General features: G+C 63.6%; 25 protein-coding genes. 15 read left to right on the plus strand and 10 right to left on the minus strand.

The genetic code is table 11. The features are described from left to right. Positions 1-4: 4 nt before the first annotated feature. The 6 genes from JJE66_RS06680 (at position 5) to JJE66_RS06705 (ending at position 5,701) form a co-directional block, all read left to right on the plus strand. The gene (locus tag JJE66_RS06680; protein WP_200513289.1) at positions 5-403 is read left to right on the plus strand and encodes a type II toxin-antitoxin system HicB family antitoxin; all 399 of its coding nucleotides are present in this window, start codon (positions 5-7) and stop codon (positions 401-403) included. Between the two features lie 153 nt (positions 404-556). After that, positions 557-1,366: a crotonase/enoyl-CoA hydratase family protein gene (locus JJE66_RS06685; protein WP_200513291.1), complete on the plus strand. Its 810-nt coding sequence runs from the start codon at positions 557-559 to the stop codon at positions 1,364-1,366. Further along, on the plus strand, positions 1,363-3,246 hold the full coding sequence (locus JJE66_RS06690; protein WP_200513292.1) for a feruloyl-CoA synthase: 1,884 nt from the start codon (positions 1,363-1,365) through the stop codon (positions 3,244-3,246). Before JJE66_RS06685 ends, JJE66_RS06690 begins: the two co-directional genes overlap by 4 nt. A gap of 18 nt (positions 3,247-3,264) precedes the next feature. Beyond that, on the plus strand, positions 3,265-4,026 hold the full coding sequence (locus JJE66_RS06695; RefSeq protein ID WP_200513294.1) for an SDR family NAD(P)-dependent oxidoreductase: 762 nt from the start codon (positions 3,265-3,267) through the stop codon (positions 4,024-4,026). A gap of 12 nt (positions 4,027-4,038) precedes the next feature. Next, the gene (locus tag JJE66_RS06700; protein WP_200513296.1) at positions 4,039-4,458 is read left to right on the plus strand and encodes a thioesterase family protein; all 420 of its coding nucleotides are present in this window, start codon (positions 4,039-4,041) and stop codon (positions 4,456-4,458) included. Between the two features lie 91 nt (positions 4,459-4,549). Continuing rightward, a complete protein-coding gene (locus JJE66_RS06705; RefSeq protein WP_200513298.1) occupies positions 4,550-5,701 on the plus strand; it encodes an ABC transporter substrate-binding protein in 1,152 nt (383 codons plus the stop codon). A 77-nt stretch (positions 5,702-5,778) separates the two neighbouring features. Here JJE66_RS06705 and JJE66_RS06710 read toward each other — a convergent pair whose 3' ends face one another. Beyond that, entirely contained in the window at positions 5,779-6,507 is a 729-nt protein-coding gene (locus JJE66_RS06710; RefSeq protein WP_200513300.1) for a glutathione S-transferase family protein, read from the minus strand. 37 nt (positions 6,508-6,544) lie between these two features. Continuing rightward, the gene (locus JJE66_RS06715; RefSeq protein WP_200513302.1) at positions 6,545-6,832 is read right to left on the minus strand and encodes a hypothetical protein; all 288 of its coding nucleotides are present in this window, start codon (positions 6,830-6,832) and stop codon (positions 6,545-6,547) included. Positions 6,833-6,944: 112 nt separating this feature from the next. Between JJE66_RS06715 and JJE66_RS06720 the strand changes: the two genes are divergently transcribed. Next, the gene (locus tag JJE66_RS06720; RefSeq protein WP_200513303.1) at positions 6,945-7,643 is read left to right on the plus strand and encodes a YafY family protein; all 699 of its coding nucleotides are present in this window, start codon (positions 6,945-6,947) and stop codon (positions 7,641-7,643) included. Between the two features lie 16 nt (positions 7,644-7,659). Next, a complete protein-coding gene (locus JJE66_RS06725) occupies positions 7,660-7,974 on the plus strand; it encodes a YkgJ family cysteine cluster protein (protein WP_200513305.1) in 315 nt (104 codons plus the stop codon). Here the strand turns inward: JJE66_RS06725 and JJE66_RS06730 are convergent. Further along, positions 7,971-8,369 carry a hypothetical protein gene (locus tag JJE66_RS06730; RefSeq protein ID WP_200513307.1) on the minus strand — a complete coding sequence of 133 codons (399 nt, stop codon included), beginning with the start codon at positions 8,367-8,369 and terminating at the stop codon, positions 7,971-7,973. The genes JJE66_RS06725 and JJE66_RS06730 overlap by 4 nt on opposite strands. Before the next feature lie 149 nt (positions 8,370-8,518). Further along, positions 8,519-8,866, minus strand: a complete 348-nt coding sequence (locus JJE66_RS06735) for a DUF3307 domain-containing protein (protein ID WP_246756297.1) — start codon at positions 8,864-8,866, stop codon at positions 8,519-8,521. Between the two features lie 403 nt (positions 8,867-9,269). On the opposite strand from JJE66_RS06735, the gene JJE66_RS06740 reads away from it, so the two are divergent. The 4 genes from JJE66_RS06740 (at position 9,270) to JJE66_RS06755 (ending at position 13,095) form a co-directional block, all read left to right on the plus strand. Next, positions 9,270-10,706 carry a TAXI family TRAP transporter solute-binding subunit gene (locus JJE66_RS06740; RefSeq protein WP_200513311.1) on the plus strand — a complete coding sequence of 479 codons (1,437 nt, stop codon included), beginning with the start codon at positions 9,270-9,272 and terminating at the stop codon, positions 10,704-10,706. A 121-nt stretch (positions 10,707-10,827) separates the two neighbouring features. Beyond that, on the plus strand, positions 10,828-11,046 hold the full coding sequence (locus JJE66_RS06745; protein WP_200513313.1) for a hypothetical protein: 219 nt from the start codon (positions 10,828-10,830) through the stop codon (positions 11,044-11,046). 141 nt (positions 11,047-11,187) lie between these two features. After that, positions 11,188-12,297: a cyclic nucleotide-gated ion channel gene (locus tag JJE66_RS06750; protein ID WP_200515283.1), complete on the plus strand. Its 1,110-nt coding sequence runs from the start codon at positions 11,188-11,190 to the stop codon at positions 12,295-12,297. Between the two features lie 12 nt (positions 12,298-12,309). After that, positions 12,310-13,095 carry an enoyl-CoA hydratase/isomerase family protein gene (locus JJE66_RS06755; protein ID WP_200513315.1) on the plus strand — a complete coding sequence of 262 codons (786 nt, stop codon included), beginning with the start codon at positions 12,310-12,312 and terminating at the stop codon, positions 13,093-13,095. Here the strand turns inward: JJE66_RS06755 and JJE66_RS06760 are convergent, their stop codons facing one another. Further along, positions 13,096-13,530 (minus strand): DUF6157 family protein, encoded by a 435-nt coding sequence (locus JJE66_RS06760; protein WP_200513317.1) that lies wholly within the window; start codon positions 13,528-13,530, stop codon positions 13,096-13,098. Positions 13,531-13,547: 17 nt separating this feature from the next. Next, positions 13,548-14,192, minus strand: coding sequence for a glutathione S-transferase family protein (locus JJE66_RS06765; protein WP_200513319.1), 645 nt, complete (start codon positions 14,190-14,192; stop codon positions 13,548-13,550). Between the two features lie 86 nt (positions 14,193-14,278). On the opposite strand from JJE66_RS06765, the gene JJE66_RS06770 reads away from it, so the two are divergent. After that, positions 14,279-15,259: a YafY family protein gene (locus tag JJE66_RS06770; RefSeq protein ID WP_200513320.1), complete on the plus strand. Its 981-nt coding sequence runs from the start codon at positions 14,279-14,281 to the stop codon at positions 15,257-15,259. Positions 15,260-15,396: 137 nt separating this feature from the next. Beyond that, entirely contained in the window at positions 15,397-15,627 is a 231-nt protein-coding gene (locus tag JJE66_RS06775; protein ID WP_200513322.1) for a hypothetical protein, read from the plus strand. A gap of 61 nt (positions 15,628-15,688) precedes the next feature. Here JJE66_RS06775 and JJE66_RS06780 read toward each other — a convergent pair whose 3' ends face one another. The 3 genes from JJE66_RS06780 to JJE66_RS06790 all read right to left on the minus strand — a co-directional run bounded on the left by JJE66_RS06780 (position 15,689) and on the right by JJE66_RS06790 (position 18,628). Beyond that, positions 15,689-16,636 carry a fatty acid desaturase gene (locus JJE66_RS06780; protein WP_200513323.1) on the minus strand — a complete coding sequence of 316 codons (948 nt, stop codon included), beginning with the start codon at positions 16,634-16,636 and terminating at the stop codon, positions 15,689-15,691. Between the two features lie 13 nt (positions 16,637-16,649). After that, entirely contained in the window at positions 16,650-17,666 is a 1,017-nt protein-coding gene (locus tag JJE66_RS06785; RefSeq protein WP_200513325.1) for an alpha/beta fold hydrolase, read from the minus strand. A gap of 158 nt (positions 17,667-17,824) precedes the next feature. Continuing rightward, positions 17,825-18,628 carry an MBL fold metallo-hydrolase gene (locus JJE66_RS06790; RefSeq protein WP_200513326.1) on the minus strand — a complete coding sequence of 268 codons (804 nt, stop codon included), beginning with the start codon at positions 18,626-18,628 and terminating at the stop codon, positions 17,825-17,827. A 186-nt stretch (positions 18,629-18,814) separates the two neighbouring features. Here JJE66_RS06790 and JJE66_RS06795 point away from each other — a divergent pair, with 186 nt between their 5' ends. Further along, a complete protein-coding gene (locus JJE66_RS06795) occupies positions 18,815-20,014 on the plus strand; it encodes an MFS transporter (RefSeq protein ID WP_200513328.1) in 1,200 nt (399 codons plus the stop codon). Positions 20,015-20,066: 52 nt separating this feature from the next. On the opposite strand, the gene JJE66_RS06800 is transcribed toward JJE66_RS06795, so the two are convergent. Beyond that, the gene (locus JJE66_RS06800; protein WP_200513330.1) at positions 20,067-21,680 is read right to left on the minus strand and encodes an acyl-CoA synthetase; all 1,614 of its coding nucleotides are present in this window, start codon (positions 21,678-21,680) and stop codon (positions 20,067-20,069) included. Positions 21,681-22,026 lie beyond the last annotated feature (346 nt).

The raw sequence follows: 22,026 nt of genomic DNA on the forward strand, positions 1-22,026 counted from the left end.
CGCCATGCGTCATTACATTGGTCTGATCCATAAGGATGCCCACAGCGATTTCGGCGTGTCGTTTCCCGATTTGCCAGGCCTCGTGACCGCAGGGACCACGCTCGACGAAGCGCGGGACATGGCTGAGGAAGCGCTGGCGTTTCACCTCGAAGGCATCGCGGAAGACGGAGAAGCAATCCCAGACCCTTCTTCGCTGGAAGAGATCATGTCGGATCGTGAGAACCGCTCCGGCGTCGCCATACTGGTGTCGGTCAAGGCCGACCAGCCAAAGGTCGTGCGCGTCAACGTCACCTTGCCCGGCGATGTCCTGGAGCAAATCGACAAATATGCCGAGGCGCATGGCTACACGCGATCAGGCCTGCTTGCTCAGGCCGCGAAGAAACTGATGACCGAAGCCGCCTGAGGCGCTTCCGCGCATTGCGCGCCACGCGGCGCTCATTTGCCTGGAAACAGTCCCGTCCAGAGAAACCTTCTCAACGGCAATTGCAGAGATTGCCCTCCTTGTTGACTCCCCGAAAATTCGTTATACAACATAACTATTCTGACAAGGACGCAAATGACACAGGGAAACGCCGAAACCGCAGACGCGGGCGCCTCTGGGCTGTTGAGGATCGAGCGGGCGGACCGGGTTCTGACCGTGGGTCTGAACCGGCCGGCCAAGCGCAATGCGCTCAACGACGGCATCATCCTGGAAATCGGCGAGTGTTTTGCGTCGCTGCCCGAGGATGTCGGCGCGGTCGTGATCCACGGCATCGGCGATCATTTCTCCTCCGGCCTCGATCTCTCCGAACTCCAGGACCATGACGCAACCGGCGGGCTGCTGCATTCGCAGATGTGGCACCGGGTGTTCGATCGCATCCAGTACAGCCGCGTGCCCGTCATCGCCGCGCTGAAGGGCGCGGTGATCGGCGGCGGGCTGGAGCTTGCATGCTCCGCTCATATCCGCGTGGCCGAGCCTTCGACCTATTTCGCGCTGCCTGAGGGGCAGCGCGGCATCTTCGTCGGCGGCGGCGGCTCGGTGCGGCTGCCGCGGCTGATCGGCGTGGCGCGGATGGTGGACATGATGCTGACGGGCCGCGTCTATTCCGCGACCGAAGGCGCTTCGTACGGCTTTGCGCAATATGTCACGGACGCCGGCAGCGGCCTCACCAAGGCACTGGAGCTTGCGGCCAAGGTCGCCTCCAACGCGCCGCTGACGAATTTCGCCGTGCTCCAGGCGCTGCCGATGATCGCGGAGGCCAATCCGCAGACCGGCCTGTTGATGGAATCGCTGATGGCTACCGTCGCGCAGAGCGACAAAGAGGCAAAACGCAGGATTCGCGAATTCCTCGAGCACAAGACCGCCAAGGTGAAGCCGAAATCATGAGCGCCCAGCCGTCCTCTTCCAGCACAGAGCGCGGCGCGAGCACTTCTCCGCTGCGGCCGATCTCATTCGGCGATCCCGCCATCAATATCGAACGGCGCGACGACGGCACGATTTATTTGCGGCCGAAGCAGCCGCTCGGCGATTACCCCATCCGCATCACCGACCGCCTGCAACACTGGGCGACGACGACGCCGGACCGCGTGTTCATGGCGGAACGCGACGGCGGCCGCGGCTGGCGCAAGATCACTTATGCCGAGTTGCTCACGGCAAGCCGGCACATTGCGTCCGCGCTGATCCAACGTGGCCTATCGGCGGAGCGGCCGGTCGTGATTCTCTCCGGCAATTCGATCGACCACGCATTGCTCGCGTTCGGCGCCTTTTATGCCGGCGTTCCGTTCTGTCCGGTGTCGCCGGCCTATTCGCTGGTGTCGAAGGATTACAGCAAGCTCTCATATCTGATGAAGCTGCTGACGCCAGGCCTGGTGTTCGCCGAGGACGCCGACAAGTTCGCGGACGCGCTCACTGCCAATGTCTCGCTCGGCACCGAGATTGCCGCGTCCTACGGCCATGTGCCGGGCCGCGACGTCACCCTGCTCGCCGACCTCATGGCAACGCCGGTCCGCGGCGATCTCGGCGCGGTGCACGAAAAGATCGGTCCCGACACGATCGCAAAATTCCTGCTGACGTCGGGCTCGACCGGCAACCCCAAGGCCGTCATCAACACCCAGCGCATGATCTGCGCCAACCAGGTAATGCTGCGCGAGACGCTCGCCTTCCTCAAGGACGAGCCGCCGGTCATCATCGACTGGTTGCCCTGGAATCACACTTTTGGCGGCAACCACAATATCGGGCTGACGCTCTATAACGGCGGCTCGATGTATCTCGACGCCGGCAAGCCGATGCCGGGCGGGATCGAGGAGACAGTACGCAATCTCCAGGAGATCTCGCCGACGGTCTATTTCAACGTGCCCAAGGGCTATGAATCGCTGCTGCCCTATTTGCGCGACGACCATGGCCTGCGCGCAAAGTTCTTTGACCGGCTGCACGCGATGTTCTTCTCGGGCGCGGCGCTCTCGCCCTTCGTCTGGAACAGCCTCGACGAGCTCGCTGTGAAAGAAAAAGGCTATCGCGTGCCGATGCTGACCGGCCTCGGCGCCACCGAAACAGCGCCATTCTTCATGTCGGTCAATCCGCGCACCAGCCGCTCCGGCCACGTCGGACTGCCGGTGTCAGGCAACGACGCCAAGCTGGTGCCGAACAACGGCAAGATGGAAGTGCGCTGCAAGGGGCCGAACGTGATGCCCGGCTACTGGCGTCAACCCGACATCACCGCGAAATCCTTCGACGAAGAAGGGTTTTACAAGCTCGGCGATGCGCTCAAGCCCACCGACCCCGACGATCTCAACGCCGGCTTCGATTTCGACGGCCGTATTGGCGAGGATTTCAAGCTCGGCAGCGGCACCTGGGTGAGCGTTGGTCCCTTGCGGGCGCGCTTTGTTGCGGCCTGCGCGCCGCTGGTGCGCGACGTCATCATCGCCGGCATCAACCGCGACGAGATCTCTGCGCTGGTGCTGCTCGATCTCGACGGCTGCCGGCTGATCAACCCGACGCTCCCCGCCGACAATCTCACCGTCACTGCCCGCGACCGGCTGGTGCGCGAAGCTTTCCGCGTGCGCCTGTCCCAGTTCCTCTCTTCAGCGACGGGATCCTCGACGCGGATCACCCGCGCGATCCTGCTGGATACGCCGCTGTCGATCGACAAGGGCGAGGTGACCGACAAGGGCTCGGTCAACCAGCGCGCTGTGCTCGAGCATCGCGGCGCGTTGATCGAGGAGCTCTACGCTGCCAATCCATCGGACCGTGTGATAACGGTCGGCTAAGAAATCAGGGAGAACGCCATGTTGTTAAAAGATCAGCCAGCCATCGTCACCGGCGGCGCATCGGGACTGGGCGCGGCCACTGCGCGAAAGCTGGCGGCGCAGGGCGCCAAGGTCGCGGTGTTCGATCTCAACGCCAAGCTCGCGGAAACCGTCGCCGCCGAGATCAAGGGCGTGGCCGTGACCTGCGACGTCTCCGACGCCGCCTCGGCTGAGGCCGCGATTGCGCAGGCCACCAAGGCCCATGGTCCGGCGCGCGTGCTGGTCAACTGCGCCGGCATCGGCGTCGCAAAACGCGTCGTCGGTCGCGACGGGCCGATGGCGCTTGCCGATTTCGACAAGGTCATCAAGGTCAATTTGATCGGCACGTTCAACATGCTGCGCCTCGCGGCCACCGAGATGTCGAAGCTCGAGCCGCAGGCGACCGGCGAGCGCGGCGTCATCATCAACACCGCCTCCGTCGCCGCCTACGACGGCCAGATCGGACAGTCGGCCTATTCCGCTTCCAAGGGCGGCATCGTCGGCATGACGCTGCCGATCGCGCGCGAGCTGGCGCAGTTCGGCGTCCGCGTGCTGACCATAGCGCCCGGCCTATTCCTCACCCCGCTGCTCGCCAATTTACCGCAGGAAGCCCAGGACTCGCTGGCCGCCGCGATCCCCTTCCCGCGCCGGCTCGGCCATGCCGACGAGTTCGCCGCACTTGCCCTGCACATGGTCGAGAATTCCTATCTCAATGGCGAGGTCGTGCGCCTCGACGGCTCGCTGCGTATGGCGCCGAAGTAAGACGAGAACCGCATGTTCGTGAACCGGCGCGACGTCCAGATCCAGTGGGGTGATTGCGACCCCGCCAACATCGTCTACTACCCGCGCTATTTCGCGATGTTCGACGATTCGACGTCGACCCTGTTCGAGGTCGCCGGGTTCTCCAAGCAGGATTTGGTCCGCAAATACGGCTTCGTGGGTATTCCCATGGTCGATACGCGGGCCAAGTTCTACATCCCCTCGACCTATGGCGACTGGGTCACCATCGAGACGAAGATCGAGAGCATCAAGCGCTCGAGCTTCGAGGTGAAGCACAACATCTACAAGGGCGAGGCGCTGGCGATCGAAGGTTTCGAGACCCGCGTCCTGGTCGGCCGCGATCCCGTTAACCCCGACAAGCTGAAATCCGCGCCGTTTCCGCCGGAAATGGTAGCGAAATTCGTAGGCAATTAGATTCCGGAGCTAAATCGCCGCATCACCAAAAGACGGGGCTGAATTCACCGCCGATTTCTGCTTTCAAAGAAACACGTAAAGGGAGGAACAAATGAAACGCTTTTACCTGACCGCCGCCATCGCCGCGGCTACACTCAGCTTGCCGGCGCTGCCCGCGCTCGCCCAGACCAACGCAATTACCATCGGCATCACCACCACGACGACCGGCCCCGGCGCCGCTCTCGGCATTCCCGAGCGCAACGCGCTGGAATTCGTGCCGAAGGAGATCGGCGGCGTGCCGCTGAAGGTGATCGTGCTTGACGACGGCGGCGATCCCACCACCGCCACCACCAACGCCCGCCGTTTCGTCACCGAATCCAAGGCCGACATCATCATGGGCTCGGCCCTGACACCGTCGACCATTGCAGTCTCGAACGTCGCCAACGAAGCCGGCATTCCGCATTTCGGCCTCGCGCCATTCCCGATCACCCCGGAACGCATGAAGTGGTCGGTGGCGATGCCGCAGCCGATCCCGATCATGGGCAAGGTGCTCTACCAGCACATGAAGGCGCACAACGTGAAGACGGTCGGCTATATCGGCTATTCCGATAGCTACGGCGACCTCTGGTTCAACGACTTCAAGGCCCAGGGCGTGCCGATGGGCATGACCCTGGCCGACGAGGAGCGCTTTGCGCGTCCCGACACGTCGGTGACCGGACAGGTGCTGAAGCTCGTCGCCGCCAATCCCGATGCAATCCTGATCGGCGCCTCCGGCACCGCGGCGGCATTGCCGCAGACCGAGTTGCGCGAGCGCGGCTATCAGGGTCTGATCTACCAGACCCATGGCGCGGCAAGCATGGACTTCATCCGCATCGCGGGTAAGGCCGCGGAAGGCGTCCTGATGGCCTCGGGCCCGGTGATGGACCCCGAGGATCAGCCGGACGAGGCGGCGACCAAGAAGCCGGGCCTTGCGCTCAACACGGCATACGAGGCCAAGTACGGCCCGCACAGCCGCAGCCAGTTCGCCGGCCACTCCTACGACGCCTTCGAGGTTCTGAAGCGGGTCATCCCGGTGGCGCTGAAGACAGCAAAACCCGGCACGCCGGAATTCCGCGAGGCGATCCGCCAGGCTTTGCTGTCGGAGCGAGAAATCGCCGCGAGCCAGGGCGTCTACAATTTCACCGAAAAGGATCGCTACGGCCTCGACGACCGCTCGCGCATCCTGCTCACGGTCAAGGATGGCAAATACACGCTCGTGAAGTAAGCGCGGCGTCAGTCTTGAGATGACGAGAGCCGGCCCGTGGGGCCGGCTCTTTTGTTTTGCGATCGACTTGAGCGACGTCAGGCCGCCTGCCGCAGCGGCGTCCAGGCGAATTCGGGATAATACGCGTCCATCATGCGATCGACATAGGCGGTGAGATTCGGAAATCCTTCGGCGCGCTCGCGCAAGCGGGAGTCGAAGAACGGCGTCAAAATTCCGGCGAGCGCGCCGAAGGCGGTCGCGTCGACACCGCAGGGCTTGCCGCCCATCAGATAGGACTTGTCACCGAGCTGCACCGACAGCGCGAACAGCGAACGCACGGCGAGATCGACGTCGTCATCGGGCCCATGGCGACCAAGACCTGACAGTAGATAGTTCTCGGCGACGCGAAATTGCGCGTCCTCGCGCAGCTTCTCGCGATTGTGCTCCGGCGCGCCGTCGAAGAAATGCGCCGGGCCTTTGGCGAAATTGACCGGATCAACCCAGCGCGCACCGACCAGCGACCAGTAGACGTGATGCTCGATCATGCGCTCGAACGCCCATGCCTGTGCGCGCTCCTGAAGGTTGAGGCCGGCGTCGAAATCAAACCCGTAACAGCGCTCGATATGGGCGCGGATGAAGGTGGAATCGGCCACCGCCTCGCCGCCGTCGTCGATGAACGGCAACTGTCCCTTCGGAGAAGCCGGCGGCATCGCACGCTCCTTCCGGTACGGCAGTCCTGCCATCTTGAGCTGCACCTCCGTCTTGGTGACGAAGGGGCTGATTTCCGGCAGGCCAAAGCCCGTGCCAAAGCCGTAAAGCGTGATCATGAAAGCTCTCCTGAACGACCGAAAGAGTTGACGGAACCTACCTGTCGGCTGCTGCCAGCATGGTGGCAGCAGCCGTGATATGTTGTGCAAAACGGGCCCCTCGCCAGGCGCGGCCCATGAAACTACGGACGACATGGCGGACCAGCGCGTCCGCGGCCTGGACCAGCGAGCGTGTCACCATGGTCGCGAGCGCAATGCGGAGGTCGACGACGGTGAGATCGAAAGACACGAGACGGTTGAAGGCGCGAGCATACAGCAGGGTGTGCAGCGAGGTCTGGGCCCGCCACAACGGACCCGCGGGACCAAAATGGGTCGGAATGATCATGGACAAATCCTCTTCAGTCGATGTGTTGTCCCGGTATAGAACCTCCCTGCTGCCAACATCCTGTCAGCATCCACGCGCCGTTGTCTGACCCGCCACCGATAAGAGAACTGTCATGAGACGCGCCGACCGGCTGTTTCAGATCATCCAGGTGCTGAGGCGCACTCGTAAACCGCTGACGGCGGATGCAATTGCGGCCGAGCTCGAAACTTCGAAGCGCACGATCTACCGCGACATCGCAACGCTGATCGGCCAGCGCGTGCCGATCCGCGGCGAAGCCGGCATGGGCTACATCCTGGAGAAGGGTTTCGACCTGCCGCCCTTGATGCTGACACCCGACGAAATCGAGGCGGCGGTGCTGGGCGCGCAATGGGTCGCAGGCCATGCCGACTCCACACTGGCGCGCGCGGCCGAAGATTTGATGGCCAAGATCGCCGACACCGTCCCCGAGCGCCTGCGCCCGTTCGTGCTGGAGCCGGCGAGCCGCGCGCGGCCAAGCTGGAACCGGGAGCCGGACCGCCTGGACATGGCGCGCACGCGCACCCAGATCCACGAAGGCAAGAAGATCATGCTGCGCTATCGCGACGAGCAGGGTCGCCCCAGCGAGCGCATGGTCTGGCCGATCTCGGTCGGCTATCTCGAAGCGGTCCGCCTGCTCGCGGCTTGGTGCGAGCTGCGCAGCGACTTCCGCAGCTTCCGCACCGACAGGGTGGTGGATGCGACGTATCTCGACGAAAGATATCCGGAGCGGCGCGACGTGCTGCGCGCGAGATGGCGGCAGAGCCTGGTCTGGGGCCCGCCCAAGGATACGTGAAGGACACGTGACGACGATGGAAGAGATTGATCTGTCGAGCTGTTGCCAGAGCTGCGGCGCCTGCTGCGGTTATTCGCAAAACTGGCCGCGCTTCTCGATCGAGAGCGACGAGGAGCTTGCGTCGATCCCGGAGACTCTCGTCAACGCGCGCCAATCCGGCATGCGCTGCGAGGGCGATCGCTGTTCGGCCTTGCAGGGCGAGATCGGGAAGGCAACGGCCTGCGGCGTCTATTCGGTGCGACCGGAGGTGTGCCGCACCTGCATGCCGGGCGACGCCGAATGCGCGATGGCGCGGCGGAAGTTCGGGCTGCCGCTGATAGGCGCCGTTTAGGCGGGGACAGCTTCGCTGATTTCGTCGTCGAGCTCGTCGTCCAGCGGTGCAAGCACCGAGAGCGGCTTGGTCGACAGTGTGATCGGCTTGCGGCCGCTCGAGTGCGACGGCGTCGATTTGGCCGAGCCCGCGCGCGACAGCGCGTAGAGCGTCGAGCCGACACGGCCGCCGTTCTCGATTAGATCGCGCTCGCTGCAGCTCGCCGCGATCGCAACCGCCAGCGAATGCAAATGGCTGCGGCGATAGCAGAACAGCGCCAGCATGGCGCGGGCGTCAGGGGAAACACTCTCAACCAACCGCGGCAGGCCACTCTCACTGGCGCGATACATTTCGCCAAGGAGTTCGTCGCGAACCGGGCAGAAATCGCTTTCAAAAGCGTCACGGCTTGAAAACATTGCAATTCTCCCTCGTGTGGGGAAGATGCAGCGCAATTCTCTAATGAAAGGTTAACCACACTGGGCGGTAGTCACCCGGGGTCCTTGCGCGCCATCCGCGAATCAGCCGGCCCCGGCGGGCCGAGGACCGCAGACGCAGACAGCCAGCCTCAGTTCGCCCCCATGAAGATGGAAAGGCCGAAGCCGGTGAGGTGGTGCAGCGCCTGGTCGACGCCGATCAGGGTCCAGAACCAGGGGTGCTCCTGGTTGACGCCGAAGTTGGCCGAGACGAGTCCCTTGGCGCGATCAATCGTGATGTGGATGACGAAATCGATCAGCGCCACGAACCAGAATCGCGGCGCCACGATCAGGATCAGCGGCAGCGCAACCGCAAGATGAATCAGGCAATGCACCAGAAGCGGCAAAGCCCAGCCGTGCTTCTGGTCCTTGCCTTGCGCCATCCAGGCGGTTTGCAAAACGAAATCGGCGATGATGTGCTTGAAGGTGAGCAGCAACATCCAGCCAATGAGCGCTTCGACCGGAACCGCCGATGACAGGGGTGGAAACGACAAAACTGACGCCCTCGTTGACTTGATAAGAAAAAATGGAGCGTTCAGCGCAACTTCTTCTTGGACCCGTCAGATCATCGGGACGGATGATTTATGACATCTCCCGCGACGGAATGCAGCCGGGGGAACTGGAAAATCGCCAACTGTGGCTAAACGGTGATAGCATGACCAAACGGCGCGGATCGGTCGAGTAAGGTTACCTTCGGCGCAGAATTTGCATTCTCTCGTTGGAGCGCTATCATCCTCAGGTAGAGGATTATCGTTCTTTTTTCAGACGCTTACGAAATTTTCGAGCGTGCCGCCGGCGATCACCGTGCCGCCCGCAATATCAGAATAAGGCCAGAGTGCTGCCATGAGTGCTGAAGGCCCTACCTCGTCGAGAGAAGCGCCGCCCCGGCGTCCCAAGGTGATCAAGACCAATCAGCAGCAGGTTCTGCTGTATGTCGTGCTGACCCTGCTGCTGTCGCTTGCCACCGTCTGGGCCGGCCGCGCGTGGTTGCACAATTCAGAGACGCTGACCTTTGCCGTCGGCGCTCCCACCAGCGACGAAGCACTGTTCGCGACCAAGCTCGCCACACTGCTGAAGAACAACGCCTCGCGTTTCCGGATCAAGATCGTCAACAATGCCGACAATGCCAAGGCGCTCGCCCAGTTCGATCACAAGCAGGCCGATCTTGCAGTCCTGCGCACCGACGCCAAGGTGCCGCTGCGGGCGCGCACGCTCGCGATCCTGGAGCACGATCTCGTGCTCCTGCTCGGCCCCGGCAACAAGAAGATCAAGTCGCTGGCCGAGCTGAAGAAGAAGAAGGTCGCGGTTCTCGCCGAGAACGAATCCTCGCTCGCCTTCGTCCGCAACATCCTCGACATCCCCGACGGACCGGACGCTGTGAAGATTCAAATGGCGCCGCAAGGCGCGACGCTGGACAAGCTGTTTGCACCGGCAAGTGGCTTCAGCGCGGTGATCGCCATCGTCCACACCTCGAAGGCGGTGCGGGACAAGGCCTATGAACAAGTCGCCAAGCGCGGCGGCTTCACGCTGAACGCGATCGACGAAGCCAAGGCGCTGGCGCGCAAATTCCCCGGCATTTCCGACGAAACGCTGACCGCCGGCACGCTGTCCGTTTCGCCGGAGATTCCCGACGACGACCTCGACACGATCGGGCTCGAATGGTTGCTGGTCGCGCAATCCAAGATGTCGGCGACCATTGCCGGCGACATCGCGCGCATCGTCTACGAGAACAAGTCCGCACTCGGGCTCGACAGCGGCTTCGCGACCCACATCGAGCCGGCCTCCGTCGAGAAGGACGCCTTCGTGATGGCGCATCAGGGGGCAGCCGACTACATCAACGACGACACCAAGTCGTTCATGGATAAGTACAGCGACCTGATGTATCTGGGCGCCGCCGCGCTCAGCGTCATCGGCTCGATCTTCGCCGCGATCTACGCCAAGATTACCCGGATCGCGCCGGAGAAGGCTGGCCAGCTCTCCACCGCCGTCCTCGATATCGGCGAGCGTATCGAGCACGCCCATTCGCTGGACCAGCTCGAATGTCTCCAGGACGAACTCGAGAGCATCCTGCGCGGCGCCGTCATCGGCCTGCGTGACGGCACGATCAGTACCGACGGGCTCGATACCTTCAAGCTCGGCTACGAATTCGTCCGCGACGAGATCGGCATGCGCCGTGACTACCTGAAGCGCCACGCCGGCGAGGTCGAGAAGATCGCCGCCCCCCTCCCCCCACCCGAAGACAGCAATGTCGTGGTGGTGAAGACAGCTCAGAGCGCCTGACCTATCGATTCGCGACTCAGGACCGGCTCGTTCAGCTTTTTAGCGCGAATCGCAGCGCCGACCCTGGAACCGTTTCCCCGGTGCAACCGTTGGTTCTCCTAGCACAACCGGAGAACGCACCATGCGTATGCTCCTTCTCATCATCATGCTGGGAATGCTGGTTGCGGTTGGTTACTTCGCCTACTCGGCCATGGCGGTCGGGGGCGACCCGATCCCGACGGAAGGTTACGTGGCGCTGGCGTTGGGCGCGGGGTTCTCCGTCGTCGTTGGCATCGGCTTGATGATGCTGCTGTTTTTGAGCAGCCGGCGCGGCTACGACGAGCCGCCGCACTTCAAATAGCCGCTGAGTCTGGTCCTGCGTCGGACGCCGTGCTGAGTGCTCCTGTTGCCCCTGCCGTCGTTGACGGCCTCGGTGCGGGCAGGCACTTTGACGCCGAAGTCCCAGCCGGGACGCAAGCACCAGACTGAGCCGCCATCCCGCATGCCCAAGCCGATGTTTCCCGCTCTGGCCCAGTTCGTGGCCGCTACGGCCGGCCGCAACATGACCAAGGCCGCCTATGTGGCCGTGACCGTCGGTGTGCTCAGCATGGTGCTGTTGACTGTCGATCCAGCCTACGAGACGGCGCACCGATGGGTCGACCTGCTGCTATGGGCCTGCCTCGCCTATTTCGTGTTTGAATGGGTGGTCCGGTTGCGCCACATGGCGCTGCAGCACCGACTGGCACTCTACATGTCCTCCTCCGCCGGCCTGGTCGATGCCGTCGGGGCGCTGGCGGTGCCGGCCGCGCTGATTCTGGGCGCCGAACCCAAGACGGCCTGGTTGTTCAGCGTGCTCTGGGTGCTGAAGGTGGTGCCCGGCATTCCTGGCCTGCGCCAGCTTCGCCGGGTACTGGCGTTCGAATGGGGCCCGCTGCTCAGCGTGCTCGTGATCTTCCTGATGGTGGTGTTCCTCGCCTCCGTCGCCGAATATTTTCTCGAGCGGGACGTGCAGCCGCAGACCTTCGGCAGCGTGCCGGCCGCGCTGTGGTGGGCGGTGGTGACCTTGACGACGACCGGCTACGGCGACGCCGTGCCGGTCACACCGCTCGGGCGTATTGTGGCCGCGCTGGTGATGATCTCCGGCCTCGGCGTGTTCGGCCTCTGGACCGGTATCCTGGCGACCGGCTTCGCCGCCGAGACCCGACGCGACAATTTCCTCAAGACTTGGGAATCCGTCAGCAAGGTGCCGTTCTTCGCAGCGCTTGGGCCTGCGGCCATTGCCGACGTCACGCACATGCTCCGCACCATGGAACTGCCCGCGCGCACCATGATCATCCGGAAGGGCCAGCAGGGCGACTGCATGTATTTCATCGCCGCCGGCGAGGTCGCGGTCGACTTGCCCGGCAAGAAGGTGCATCTCGGCGAGGGTGCTTTCTTCGGCGAGATGGCGCTGCTCGGCAACAACATGCGCGGCGCCAATGTCTCGACCACGAAGGTGTCGCGGCTGCTGGTGCTCGATCTCGTCGACTTCCGCGTGCTGATGGCGCGGCACCCCGATCTCGCCGAGACCATCGACGCGGAAGCCAGGCGGCGCACGCTCGAAAACAGATAAATGGAGACAACAATGTCGGAGACCACTGAGGCGGCCAGTGGCCCCGTGCTCGAAATCAATGGTGCACGCGCCACCATCCGCTTGAACCGGCCAAAGCATCTGAACCGGCTCCAGGCGGAGGATCTCGGCGAACTGGTAAAGCTGTTCGACCGGGTGGAGGCCGATCCCGCGATCCGCGTGCTGGTGCTGACGGGTACGGGCCGCGCATTCTCGGCAGGCTACGATTTGAATTCGGTCGCCGAGCGGGCAGTGAGCGCCAACGAGCAGCAGAGCGCGGGCTCGGCCTTCGAAGTCGTCGTCAACCGGCTGGAGGACCTCGGCCTGCCGACGATCTGCCGGCTCAATGGCGGCGTCTATGGCGGCTCGACCGACCTCGCACTCGCCTGCGATTTCCGCATCGGAATCGACACCGCCGAGATGTTCATGCCGGCGGCGCGACTCGGGCTGCATTATTACAGGAGCGGCATCAAGCGCTACGTGACGCGGCTCGGCGTCGACAATGCGAAGAAGCTGTTCCTGACAGCGCAGAAGATCACCGCCTCGGAGATGCTGCGTATCGGCTATCTCACCGCCATGGTGGCGGTGGAATTTCTGGACGAGGAAGTCGACAAGCTCGCCAACATTCTCGCCGGCAATGCTCCGAACGCGATGCGCGGCATGAAGCGTGCGATCAACGAATTCGCCCGCGGCGAGCTGGACGAGCAGGCCACCGACCAGCGTCACCGCGACAGCATGCGCGGCGACGAAATCAAGGAAGGCATCGAAGCGTTCGGGGAGAAGAGGGCTCCAAGATTCTGATCACGCCCGCTTCGACCGCATCGCGCGCACCTGCGTGAGCTTGGGATCGCGGGCGAGCGACTGGTAGCGCTTGCTGTCGATGGCGTAGATCGCGATCCGGCCCTCACTGTCGGCATGAACGCCCCAGCCGAAGCGCTTGCCCAGGCTCGACGCCCTCATGCACGCCTGCCCGCGGGAGAAGAACGCTTCACGGGCCGCATGCTTCTCCGTTTTCGTCGCCTTCACATCGAGCTCGCGTCCCGACGCAGAGGTCGCGAAGATCACGTCGTCGGACGTGTATTTGTACGGTGCCTTGGCGATCATCCCGTATTGCAGGCACGCCACCGTCGGCTTTCCCGCGCGCAGCGGGGGCTCCTCGCCAGTACGCGCAGGACAGTCTTCGGCAACCCGGATGAAGGTGTTGAAGCAGTTGGTCGTATGCATCGGCTTCGTCATCTGCAACCCCGGATCATTCACCCGCCAGCCGCCGCGGCATGCTGCGCGGCCATCTCGGCGTCGGCCGCAGTGATCCGCTGGAACGCCGGCCGCGAGGTCATGCGGTCGGCGTAGCGGGCAAAAACGTCCTTCTTCGGCACGATCCCGAACATCATGGTCCAGCTGAACGCGATACCCCACAGCACATCGGCGGCGGTCATGCGCTCGCCGAGCAGATACGGTCCCTCCGACAATTGCGTCTCGAGCGCGCCGAGCATCGTGTCGTAGTCGGCATAGGGCGACTGCGTGATCGGCGCCGGCTCGCGCTGCATGAACTTGTCGATCAGGGCGGGCTCGAACGAGGAGCCGTAATAGGCGGTCCAGCGCAAATAGGGGCCGCGCAGCGGATCGCTCAGCGCGGGCGTCAGCCCCGCCTGGGGAAACAGATCGGCGAGATAGATGGTGATCGCGACCTGCTCGGTCACGAGCGCCTCGCCATGGCGGATCGCCGGCACCTTGCCGAGCGGATTGATGGCGAGATAGGCGGGCTGGCGCTGCTCGCTTGCCTTCATGTTGAGAACGTGGAGATCGTAGGGCGCCCCCAGCTCCTCCAGCAGCACCCGCGTGCCAGTGGCGCGGCTCTGCGGCGAATAATACAGCGTGATGCGGTTCGGATCGGTCATGGCGGTCTCCCTCGGGCGGGCTTGCAATGGCACATCTTGTAGCGGCGGATACCTGACATCTTGTGTCAGGTATGGTTTAAGGGATCATGCGCGCGAGCCGGATGCTGTCGATCCTCACCACCCTCCAAGCCAAGGGGCAGGTCACCGCGCCCGAGCTTGCCGAGGCCTGCGAGGTGTCGGTGCGCACAATCTATCGCGACATCGACGCGCTCGCAGCATCCGGTGTCCCCGTCTATGCCGATCGCGGCGCGGAAGGCGGTTATCGGCTGCTCGACGGCTATCGCGTGCGCCTGAATGGGTTGTCGCAGAGCGAAGCGGGCGCGCTGTTCCTCGCGGGCCTCCCGGGCCCGGCAGCGGCGCTCGGGCTGGATGCCGCGATGATCGCCGCGCGGAACAAGCTGATGGCGGCGCTGCCCGCGAACTTGCGCGAAGATGCCGGGCGCATGCAGGAACGTTTTCACCTGGACGCGCCGGGCTGGTTCGGCGAAGCGGAAGAACCCAAACATCTGCGCGCGATTGCCGGCGCAGCTCTCCGCGGAACGCTCATCAAAATCCGCTACCAGAGCTGGCGCGCCGAGAAGCAGCGCCGTGTCGCGCCGCTCGGCCTCGTGCTGAAGGGCGGCAGCTGGTATCTCGCGGGGCAAGTCGACGGCAGCGTGCGCACCTATCGCGTCGCGCGCGTGCTCGACTGCACGGCACTCGACGAGCGCATCGATCGTCCCGCCGATTTCGATCTCGCCACCTATTGGCAGAACGCGACGCTGCGGCTCGAAGCCGAGATGCATCCGAACGTCGCGATCGTGCGGCTGTCGCCAATCGGCGTCAAGCTGCTCGATGCGCTGAGCCAGCCTTATGTCAGGGCGCGCACGCAGATCGACGAGACCACCGATGCCGACGGCTGGCGCATCGCCAGAGTACCGACCGGCAAGACCTCATGGCATGCCGCGGCCGAGTTGCTGCGGCTCGGGGCCGAGGCCGAAGTGCTGGAACCCGCGGACCTCCGCGAGAAGATGGCCGAGATGACGCAGGCGATGGCCGCGCGCTATCGCGCGGCGCGGAAAGCCTGACGGCGGCGCATTCCGCCGCAGACCGCGAAACGATCCTGAAACACGATTCTCGCCTCACCATGTGAACGCGTTCGCGCGTCGCCTCGACCGAGAAGCAGGGACACAACAACGGCTTCGCGCCACACTGGAGAATGAGAATGTTTCGTAAGCTTGCACTTGGTCTGATCGCCGCCGGTTCGCTCGGCGCCGCCGCACTCGCGCCCACCGCCGCATCGGCCCACGGCTTCCACCACTGGGGCCCCGGCTGGGGCTTCGGCGGCGTCTACGTCAACACCAGCGTCAGCAACTGCTACCAGGAGCGCGTCATCCAGACCCGCCACGGCGCACGCGTGCGCGTCGTGAATGTCTGCGCCTACGGGATCTATTGATATCCTGCCTTCACGACAAAGCTCCGGTCGCGCTGCGGCCGGAGTTTTGCATTTGGCTAGACTAAGCACTCTTCCGCTGCCGGCGAAACCAGGCCCAGGTCTCGCGCGTCGTTCTGATGTAGCCGCGGCCGCGATAGACGATCTCGCCGTCGACGATTCCGTTCAGCTTCGGTAGCGCGTGAAACGGGATCGAGGGATAGGCGTGGTGCTCGACGTGATAGGGCATGTTCCACGCAAACCATTTGACGAGCGCACCGGTATAGGTGGTGCGGGTGTTCTGGAACGCGCTGCGGGTCCGCTCGCAGCCGGTGTGCTCGGCATAGAGATAGGGCCTCAGGAAGAACTGCCCGACGATCAGCGGGACGATCCAGACCCAGAGCAGCAGCGCTGACGAGAACCACAGCGAGAGCGCAAGCAGCAGGGCATAAAGTGCGGCATAGGTGCGAGCTTCGGTCACGATAATGGCGCGCTTGTTCTCGGGGATCCAGCGCACGACGACCTGGCCTGTGACGGCATGGCCGAGCATCAGCCAGAGACGGCCGGCGACCTGGAGCAGGCCGCTATAAGCGATCGCGAGTTGCGTGTCGGATTTAGGCTTCACGCCGACGATCAGCTCCGGGTCGTTGTCCGGATCCTGGGTGTAGCGGTGGTGGTCCCAGTGAAACAGGCAGTAATATTCGTAAGGCAGTCCGATGATGAAGGCTGAGGGATAGCCGACCGCGAGGTTGAGGCCGCGGCTTTTGAACGCCGTCTTGTGCGCAGTCTCGTGCACCGCCATGAACAGGAAGGCGACGAAATAGCCCTGCACCACCATTAACGGCAACGCCCAGAGCACACTCCAGGTCGATGAGACCTTCCAGATCAGCGCGCCGACCAGCACGACCAGACCGTAATGACTGAAGCTTTGCGCGGCGCCCTTGAGGTTGGATCGCACGGACAAGTCGCGCAGCATCGCCGGCGTCAACGGCTTCAGGCGATGGCCCGGCTCTGAAACGGTAGCGTCAGTCATGGCGGGGCCTACCCTATTTGCTGAGGAGTGCGGCGATCTCGGCCTTGAGGAAGGCGTGATCGGGCGGGTTGTTGACGGGGTTGCCGGCGCGGTGGCCGTGCACCGAGGGAATCGGATGGAGCATGGCGGATTTCGCGTTGGTCAGCTTGCCGACTTCGTCTTCGTTGTCACGAACATCGAAATAGCGGTCGGTGGCACCCGGCATCAGCAGCATGTGGGCCTTGATCGCGCCAAGCGCCCGATCGAAATCGTCGCTAAACGTCGCGCAGCGGCTGATGTTGCCACGCTGCCAGATGCCGACCTGCGCCAGGAGATCATTGGCGTCGCGCCGGGCGAAGGTCGCATCCCAGGCGCGGGCGAGATAATCCTCGAGGGAGGTGAAGCCCGCCTCGCGCCAGACCTCGTCGCGATAAAAGGCATGCGACATCGCCCAGCCGGCATAGACGCGCCCCATCGCGCGATATCCGGCGGCAGGCTTTTCGACGAAACGTCCGTCGCGGAACGCGGGATCGCCGGTTAACGCGGCCTTTACGCCTTCGAGGAAAACGTAATTGTATGGCGCGCAGCGCGCGCTGCCGCAGACCACCGCAGCGCGCTCGACCATATCGGGATGGAGGGCCGCCCAGTGATAGGCCTGCATGCCGCCCATCGACCAGCCATAGACCAGCGCAAGCTTTGAGATGCCGAAGCACTCAGTGAGCAGCCTGTGCTGAACCGCGATAGCGTCGTGATAAGTCATTTGCGGGAACGGAGCGACGGTATTCGACGGCGAGGACGAAAGACCGTTGCCGAACAGGTTCGGGATAACGATGAAGTAGCGCTCGGGATCGAGCACGCCGCCGGACTGGATCAGCCACTCGGTGTCATAGTGCTGCGCGCTGAACGAGGTCGGATAGAGGATGACGTTGTCCTTGGCCGGGTTCAGCGTACCGAAGGTTTTGTAAGCGAGCTTCAGCGCAGGAAAGACGGCGCCGGATTGGAGCGCAACATCGCCAGCCTCGAAGATCTCGTAATCTCGCTGCTCCGTCATGCCCAACTCCCGCTCATGCGGCCGCAGAGCGCGCCGCTGAAACAACGATGCATCGATCGTGCCGGGCGGGCAAACGCATCGTTGCGTCGCGCTCAATAACTGGACGTTTAGTACAGTTATTAGATGAAGGCAAGGAAGTTTCGGGGACGTCGCTCAGATCAGGCGATGGCCGCGATATATCGCCCCACCGACGCCGCGAAGGCGGCCTTGGCGCCTGAGGCGATGTTGCGGCCCCACCAGGCGCCATAGATGCGATCGAAGGCGAGCGGCTCGACGGCCGCCGCGATCCGCCGTACCGCTGCCGCGCTCAACGGCATGTAATTCGGATAGGAGTACATGAAGCTGACGAAGCGGCGGTCCATCGTCACCTGTGCGATATCGCCAGTCAGCAGCGCGCCCTTGCCGTCGGCACCGTGCGCATCGTGCAACATGGTGGCACCCGCGAAATGACCGCCCGTGCGGAGCAGCAGGACGTCGGCCGAGATGCGATGATGATCGCCGGTCCAATACACGATCGGGGAGTGCTGCCGCGTCACCCATTGGCGGTCATCGGCGTGAAGATAGACCGGCACACCGCCGAAAGCGTCGCTCCAGTCTGCGAGCGCGCCATAATAATGCGGATGCGAGATCGCGATCGCTGTCAGGCCGCCGAGCGATTTGACATAAGTGATAGCTTCCGGTGTTGCCAGCGGAATGCAGTCCCACATCGCGCATCCCTTGCCATCGGGGACCAGCAGCGCGCGCTGCCCGATCGCAAAGCTCGGCTCGAGCGCGATACCGGTGAGACCGAGATCGTCGCGCCAGACGAGCCGGCAGCGTCCGGCGAGCGCCTCGCGAGCCAGGAACGTCTGCCCTTTCCAGTTCACATATTGCCGCTCGTCCTCGCAGATCGGACAGGATACGGGCGGCTTTCCGCTGTCTGAAAATTGGGCGCCGCAGGTTTCGCAGGTCCAGAGGGGCATGGCCTTGATCCAGAAATGAGACGGTCGCAAAGAAGAAATGACATCGCGGTCCCGCGATCGCAAGTCCGATCGGAACCAAGGCGGTTAGCGCAGGTTACTTTCCGGTCCGCCCCGGCACAAACGGCCGGCCATGTCCGCCTGCGCGCGAGACCACAGTCGACCGGCAGCATCACGTTTAGCGTCTCGATGACATCGCGCCCGCCCTCCCCCCGTCTCTGGCCCCTGTACGCCATCAACTTCTTCATGGCCGACATGCAGTCGGGCATCGGGCCCTTCGTCGGCGTGTTCCTGCAGGAACGCGGCTGGGCGAGCGGGTTGATCGGCACCGCCATGACCATCGGCAATGTCGCGGGCATGCTGGTCACGACGCCAATCGGCGGCTTCATCGATTCCAGCCGCAACAAGCGGCTGTGGGTCGTCATCCCCGGTATTTGCGTGGTGCTGGCCTCCGCCATCATCCTGATCTCGCAAAATTTCTGGGCGGTGACGTTCTCGCAAGTGGCGCAATCGCTGGCGAGCGCCGCGATCGTGCCGGCGGTCACCGGCATCTCGCTCGGCATCGCCAAGCAAAAGGGGTTCAATGCGCTGAACGGGCGCAATCAGGCTTTCAACCATGCGGGCAACATGGTCGGCGCGGCGCTATCGGGCTATCTCGGCTACAAATTCGGCTACGTCTGGGTATTCGTTTTGGCTGCCGTGTTCGGCGCCGTCGCGGTGGCTTGCGTCTTGATGATTCCGGCCAAGGCCATCGATGACCGCCAGGCCCGCGGCAGCAAGGAAGATGAGAGCAAAAACCCGCCGGCAGGTCTCTCCGTTCTCTTCAGGCACAAGCCGCTGCTGGTGCTGGCGCTGGCATTGGCCATCTTTCATCTCGGCAACGCCGCCATCGTGCCGCTCTATGGCCTTGCCGCGGTGAGCGCGGGTCAGGCCAACGGCCCAAGCTTCGTTGCGACCATTGTCATCATTGCGCAGGGCGTGATGGTCGTGACGTCCCTGATCGGCATGCAGGTCGCGGGGAAACGCAACTATTGGCCGGTGATCCTGGTTTCCTTCATGTTCCTGCCCGTCCGCGGTGTGCTGGCGTATTTTCTCAGCGGCTGGTGGGGTGTTGTGCCCGTACAAGTGCTCGACGGCATCGGCACCGGGCTCCAAACGGTCGCCGTCCCCGGCATGGTTGCCCGCTCGCTTGACGGCACCGGCCGCATCAATCTCGGCCAGGGTGCCGTCATCACCGTGCAAGGCGTCGGGGCAAGCCTCAGTCCAGCACTCGGCGGCTGGATCGCGGAATGGATCGGCTACGGCCCGACCTTCCTGCTGCTTGGCGGCTTTGGCCTTGCATCGGTGGCGCTCTGGTTGGCGTTCGGCATGCACGTGAAGAAGTATTGAGCTAGTCTAGAATTCCTCTCTCCTCCTGCTTGCCGGAAGAGGCGAAGAGCACTCAGGGCCCAAAGTTCTTCTGGACCGCCTTGTCGAGCGCCTCGCCGCCGACGAAGCGCTGGCGCAGTTCGCGCTTGAGCAGCTTGCCACTCGGGTTCTTCGGCAGGCTGTCGACGAAGATCACGCGCTTCGGCACCTTGAAATGCGCCATCTGGCCGGCGCAATGTTCCACCACGGCGTCCTCGTCGAGCGTCGCGCCAGTCTTGACTACGACGATGGCTGTGACCGCCTCAATCCAGCGCGGGTCGGGCAGGCCGACCACGGCGACCTCGGAGACCGCAGGGATGCGATAGACCATCTCCTCGACCTCGCGGCTCGCGACATTCTCGCCGCCGGTCTTGATCATGTCCTTGACCCGGTCGACTACGGTGATGTGGCCCTCGTCATCGACGGTGGCGAGATCGCCGGAGTGAAACCAGCCGCCGGCAAACGCCGCCGCGGTCTTGACGGAATCGTTGTAATAGCCGGACAACAGATGCGGCGAGCGGTGGACGATCTCGCCGACCTCGCCCACTTTCACATCCTCCATCGCCGTATTGACCACGCGCGTCTCGACATTGAGCACCGGCTTGCCGGCCGAGCCGGCCTTGCGCAGCTGGTCCTCGGGCCGCAGCACCGTCGCGAGCGGCGCGATCTCGGTCTGGCCGTAGAAGTTCCAGAATTTTACGGCGGGCAGGCGACGCTGGAGCTCGAGCAGAACTTCCACCGGCATGATCGAGGCGCCGTAATAGCCCTTCTGCAGCGTCGACAGGTCTGTCTTGTCGAGATTCGGCGAGCGCAGCATCGCGATCCAGATCGTTGGCGGCGCAAAGAACGAGGTGATCCTGTGCGCATGGATCAGCGCCAGGATGTTGTCGGCGGTCGGCTTGCCCGTGATGACGCCGGAGGCACCAAGATAGAGCTGCGGCCCCAGGAACACGTCGAGCTGGGCACAGTGATAGAGCGGCAATGCGTGCAGGAATTTGTCGTCCACGCTCATGCCGCCGTCGATGATGCAGCTGACATACTGCCACATCACGGCTTCATGGGTCAGCATCGCGCCCTTGGGCAGGGATTCCGTGCCGCTGGTGTAGACGATCTGCGCGAGGTCGCGGCTGTCGACGGAGGCCTCGAGGCACGAGCCGTCGGCATGAAGGAGAGCGTCGAAGCTGGTGAGGCCGGCGGGCGCGGTGGCGGGATCTTCGCCCGGCAGCCAGATCATCTTCTCGACCGCGCAATCCTTGGCGCTTGCGGCCTTGGCCGGCTCGACGAAATCCGGCCCCGTCGCAAGGAGCTTTGCGCCTGAGCTCTTGAGGATAAAATTGATCTCGTCCGGATTGAGCATGAAGTTGATCGGCACCAGCACCGCGCCAATCCGCGCCAACGCGAAGCGCAGCACGGCAAAGGCGTGCGAATTGCGCGAGAGCACCGCAACGCGATCGCCCTTCTTCACCCCGAGGCCGAGCAGGCCGCGGCCGAGCCGGTTGCAGATGGCGTCCATCTCGGCAAAGGTCCAGCTCACATTGCCGCAGCTCACCGCAAGCTTGCTCGGCTCGCGGCTGCCTGCGCGGCGCAGGAGATCGCCGATGGAATGCTCGCGCGCTTTCGAGATGGTGGCTGCGATGTCGCTCGACATTTCCGTCCCCCGGGAATTGGCGATTTGCGTGAAGATCGGCCCGGGCACTGATCAGGCTATCGCTCTCACGCATTTTCGAGTTTACACAAAGCGTAATCGGCGCAACCTGCCACGTCAAATCCAGTTGGGACCGTGGCGCCGTCACGCAAGAATTGACGCTTCAGAGAAGCAAATCTAGGCTGGCGCACAACATCGCCCGAAAATAAGAGCGAGCGCTCTCTCAGAAAATTCTGGCCGCCCCCTGTCCGGCAGCCACTCTCTGCGCTACGAATGACGAACAAGGGCGCAAAGCCCACGCCCGGACCATAACAACGCAAAAAGGTCCGGGACGAAATTTGGGGAGGCA

The sequence above is a fragment of the Bradyrhizobium diazoefficiens genome (genome assembly GCF_016612535.1).
In the GTDB taxonomy this organism is placed as follows: domain Bacteria; phylum Pseudomonadota; class Alphaproteobacteria; order Rhizobiales; family Xanthobacteraceae; genus Bradyrhizobium; species Bradyrhizobium diazoefficiens_C.

Excerpts from the sequence above, each read along its gene's own strand:
- JJE66_RS06680 (WP_200513289.1), top strand. The coding sequence starts at position 5 with ATGCGTCATTACATTGGTCTGATCCATAAGGATGCCCACAGCGATTTC.
- JJE66_RS06685 (WP_200513291.1), top strand. The coding sequence starts at position 557 with ATGACACAGGGAAACGCCGAAACCGCAGACGCGGGCGCCTCTGGGCTG.
- JJE66_RS06690 (WP_200513292.1), top strand. The coding sequence starts at position 1,363 with ATGAGCGCCCAGCCGTCCTCTTCCAGCACAGAGCGCGGCGCGAGCACT.
- JJE66_RS06695 (WP_200513294.1), top strand. The coding sequence starts at position 3,265 with ATGTTGTTAAAAGATCAGCCAGCCATCGTCACCGGCGGCGCATCGGGA.
- JJE66_RS06700 (WP_200513296.1), top strand. The coding sequence starts at position 4,039 with ATGTTCGTGAACCGGCGCGACGTCCAGATCCAGTGGGGTGATTGCGAC.
- JJE66_RS06705 (WP_200513298.1), top strand. The coding sequence starts at position 4,550 with ATGAAACGCTTTTACCTGACCGCCGCCATCGCCGCGGCTACACTCAGC.
- JJE66_RS06710 (WP_200513300.1), bottom strand. The coding sequence starts at position 6,507 with ATGATCACGCTTTACGGCTTTGGCACGGGCTTTGGCCTGCCGGAAATC.
- JJE66_RS06715 (WP_200513302.1), bottom strand. The coding sequence starts at position 6,832 with ATGATCATTCCGACCCATTTTGGTCCCGCGGGTCCGTTGTGGCGGGCC.
- JJE66_RS06720 (WP_200513303.1), top strand. The coding sequence starts at position 6,945 with ATGAGACGCGCCGACCGGCTGTTTCAGATCATCCAGGTGCTGAGGCGC.
- JJE66_RS06725 (WP_200513305.1), top strand. The coding sequence starts at position 7,660 with ATGGAAGAGATTGATCTGTCGAGCTGTTGCCAGAGCTGCGGCGCCTGC.
- JJE66_RS06730 (WP_200513307.1), bottom strand. The coding sequence starts at position 8,369 with ATGTTTTCAAGCCGTGACGCTTTTGAAAGCGATTTCTGCCCGGTTCGC.
- JJE66_RS06735 (WP_246756297.1), bottom strand. The coding sequence starts at position 8,866 with ATGTTGCTGCTCACCTTCAAGCACATCATCGCCGATTTCGTTTTGCAA.
- JJE66_RS06740 (WP_200513311.1), top strand. The coding sequence starts at position 9,270 with ATGAGTGCTGAAGGCCCTACCTCGTCGAGAGAAGCGCCGCCCCGGCGT.
- JJE66_RS06745 (WP_200513313.1), top strand. The coding sequence starts at position 10,828 with ATGCGTATGCTCCTTCTCATCATCATGCTGGGAATGCTGGTTGCGGTT.
- JJE66_RS06750 (WP_200515283.1), top strand. The coding sequence starts at position 11,188 with ATGCCCAAGCCGATGTTTCCCGCTCTGGCCCAGTTCGTGGCCGCTACG.
- JJE66_RS06755 (WP_200513315.1), top strand. The coding sequence starts at position 12,310 with ATGTCGGAGACCACTGAGGCGGCCAGTGGCCCCGTGCTCGAAATCAAT.
- JJE66_RS06760 (WP_200513317.1), bottom strand. The coding sequence starts at position 13,530 with ATGACGAAGCCGATGCATACGACCAACTGCTTCAACACCTTCATCCGG.
- JJE66_RS06765 (WP_200513319.1), bottom strand. The coding sequence starts at position 14,192 with ATGACCGATCCGAACCGCATCACGCTGTATTATTCGCCGCAGAGCCGC.
- JJE66_RS06770 (WP_200513320.1), top strand. The coding sequence starts at position 14,279 with ATGCGCGCGAGCCGGATGCTGTCGATCCTCACCACCCTCCAAGCCAAG.
- JJE66_RS06775 (WP_200513322.1), top strand. The coding sequence starts at position 15,397 with ATGTTTCGTAAGCTTGCACTTGGTCTGATCGCCGCCGGTTCGCTCGGC.
- JJE66_RS06780 (WP_200513323.1), bottom strand. The coding sequence starts at position 16,636 with ATGACTGACGCTACCGTTTCAGAGCCGGGCCATCGCCTGAAGCCGTTG.
- JJE66_RS06785 (WP_200513325.1), bottom strand. The coding sequence starts at position 17,666 with ATGACGGAGCAGCGAGATTACGAGATCTTCGAGGCTGGCGATGTTGCG.
- JJE66_RS06790 (WP_200513326.1), bottom strand. The coding sequence starts at position 18,628 with ATGCCCCTCTGGACCTGCGAAACCTGCGGCGCCCAATTTTCAGACAGC.
- JJE66_RS06795 (WP_200513328.1), top strand. The coding sequence starts at position 18,815 with ATGACATCGCGCCCGCCCTCCCCCCGTCTCTGGCCCCTGTACGCCATC.
- JJE66_RS06800 (WP_200513330.1), bottom strand. The coding sequence starts at position 21,680 with ATGTCGAGCGACATCGCAGCCACCATCTCGAAAGCGCGCGAGCATTCC.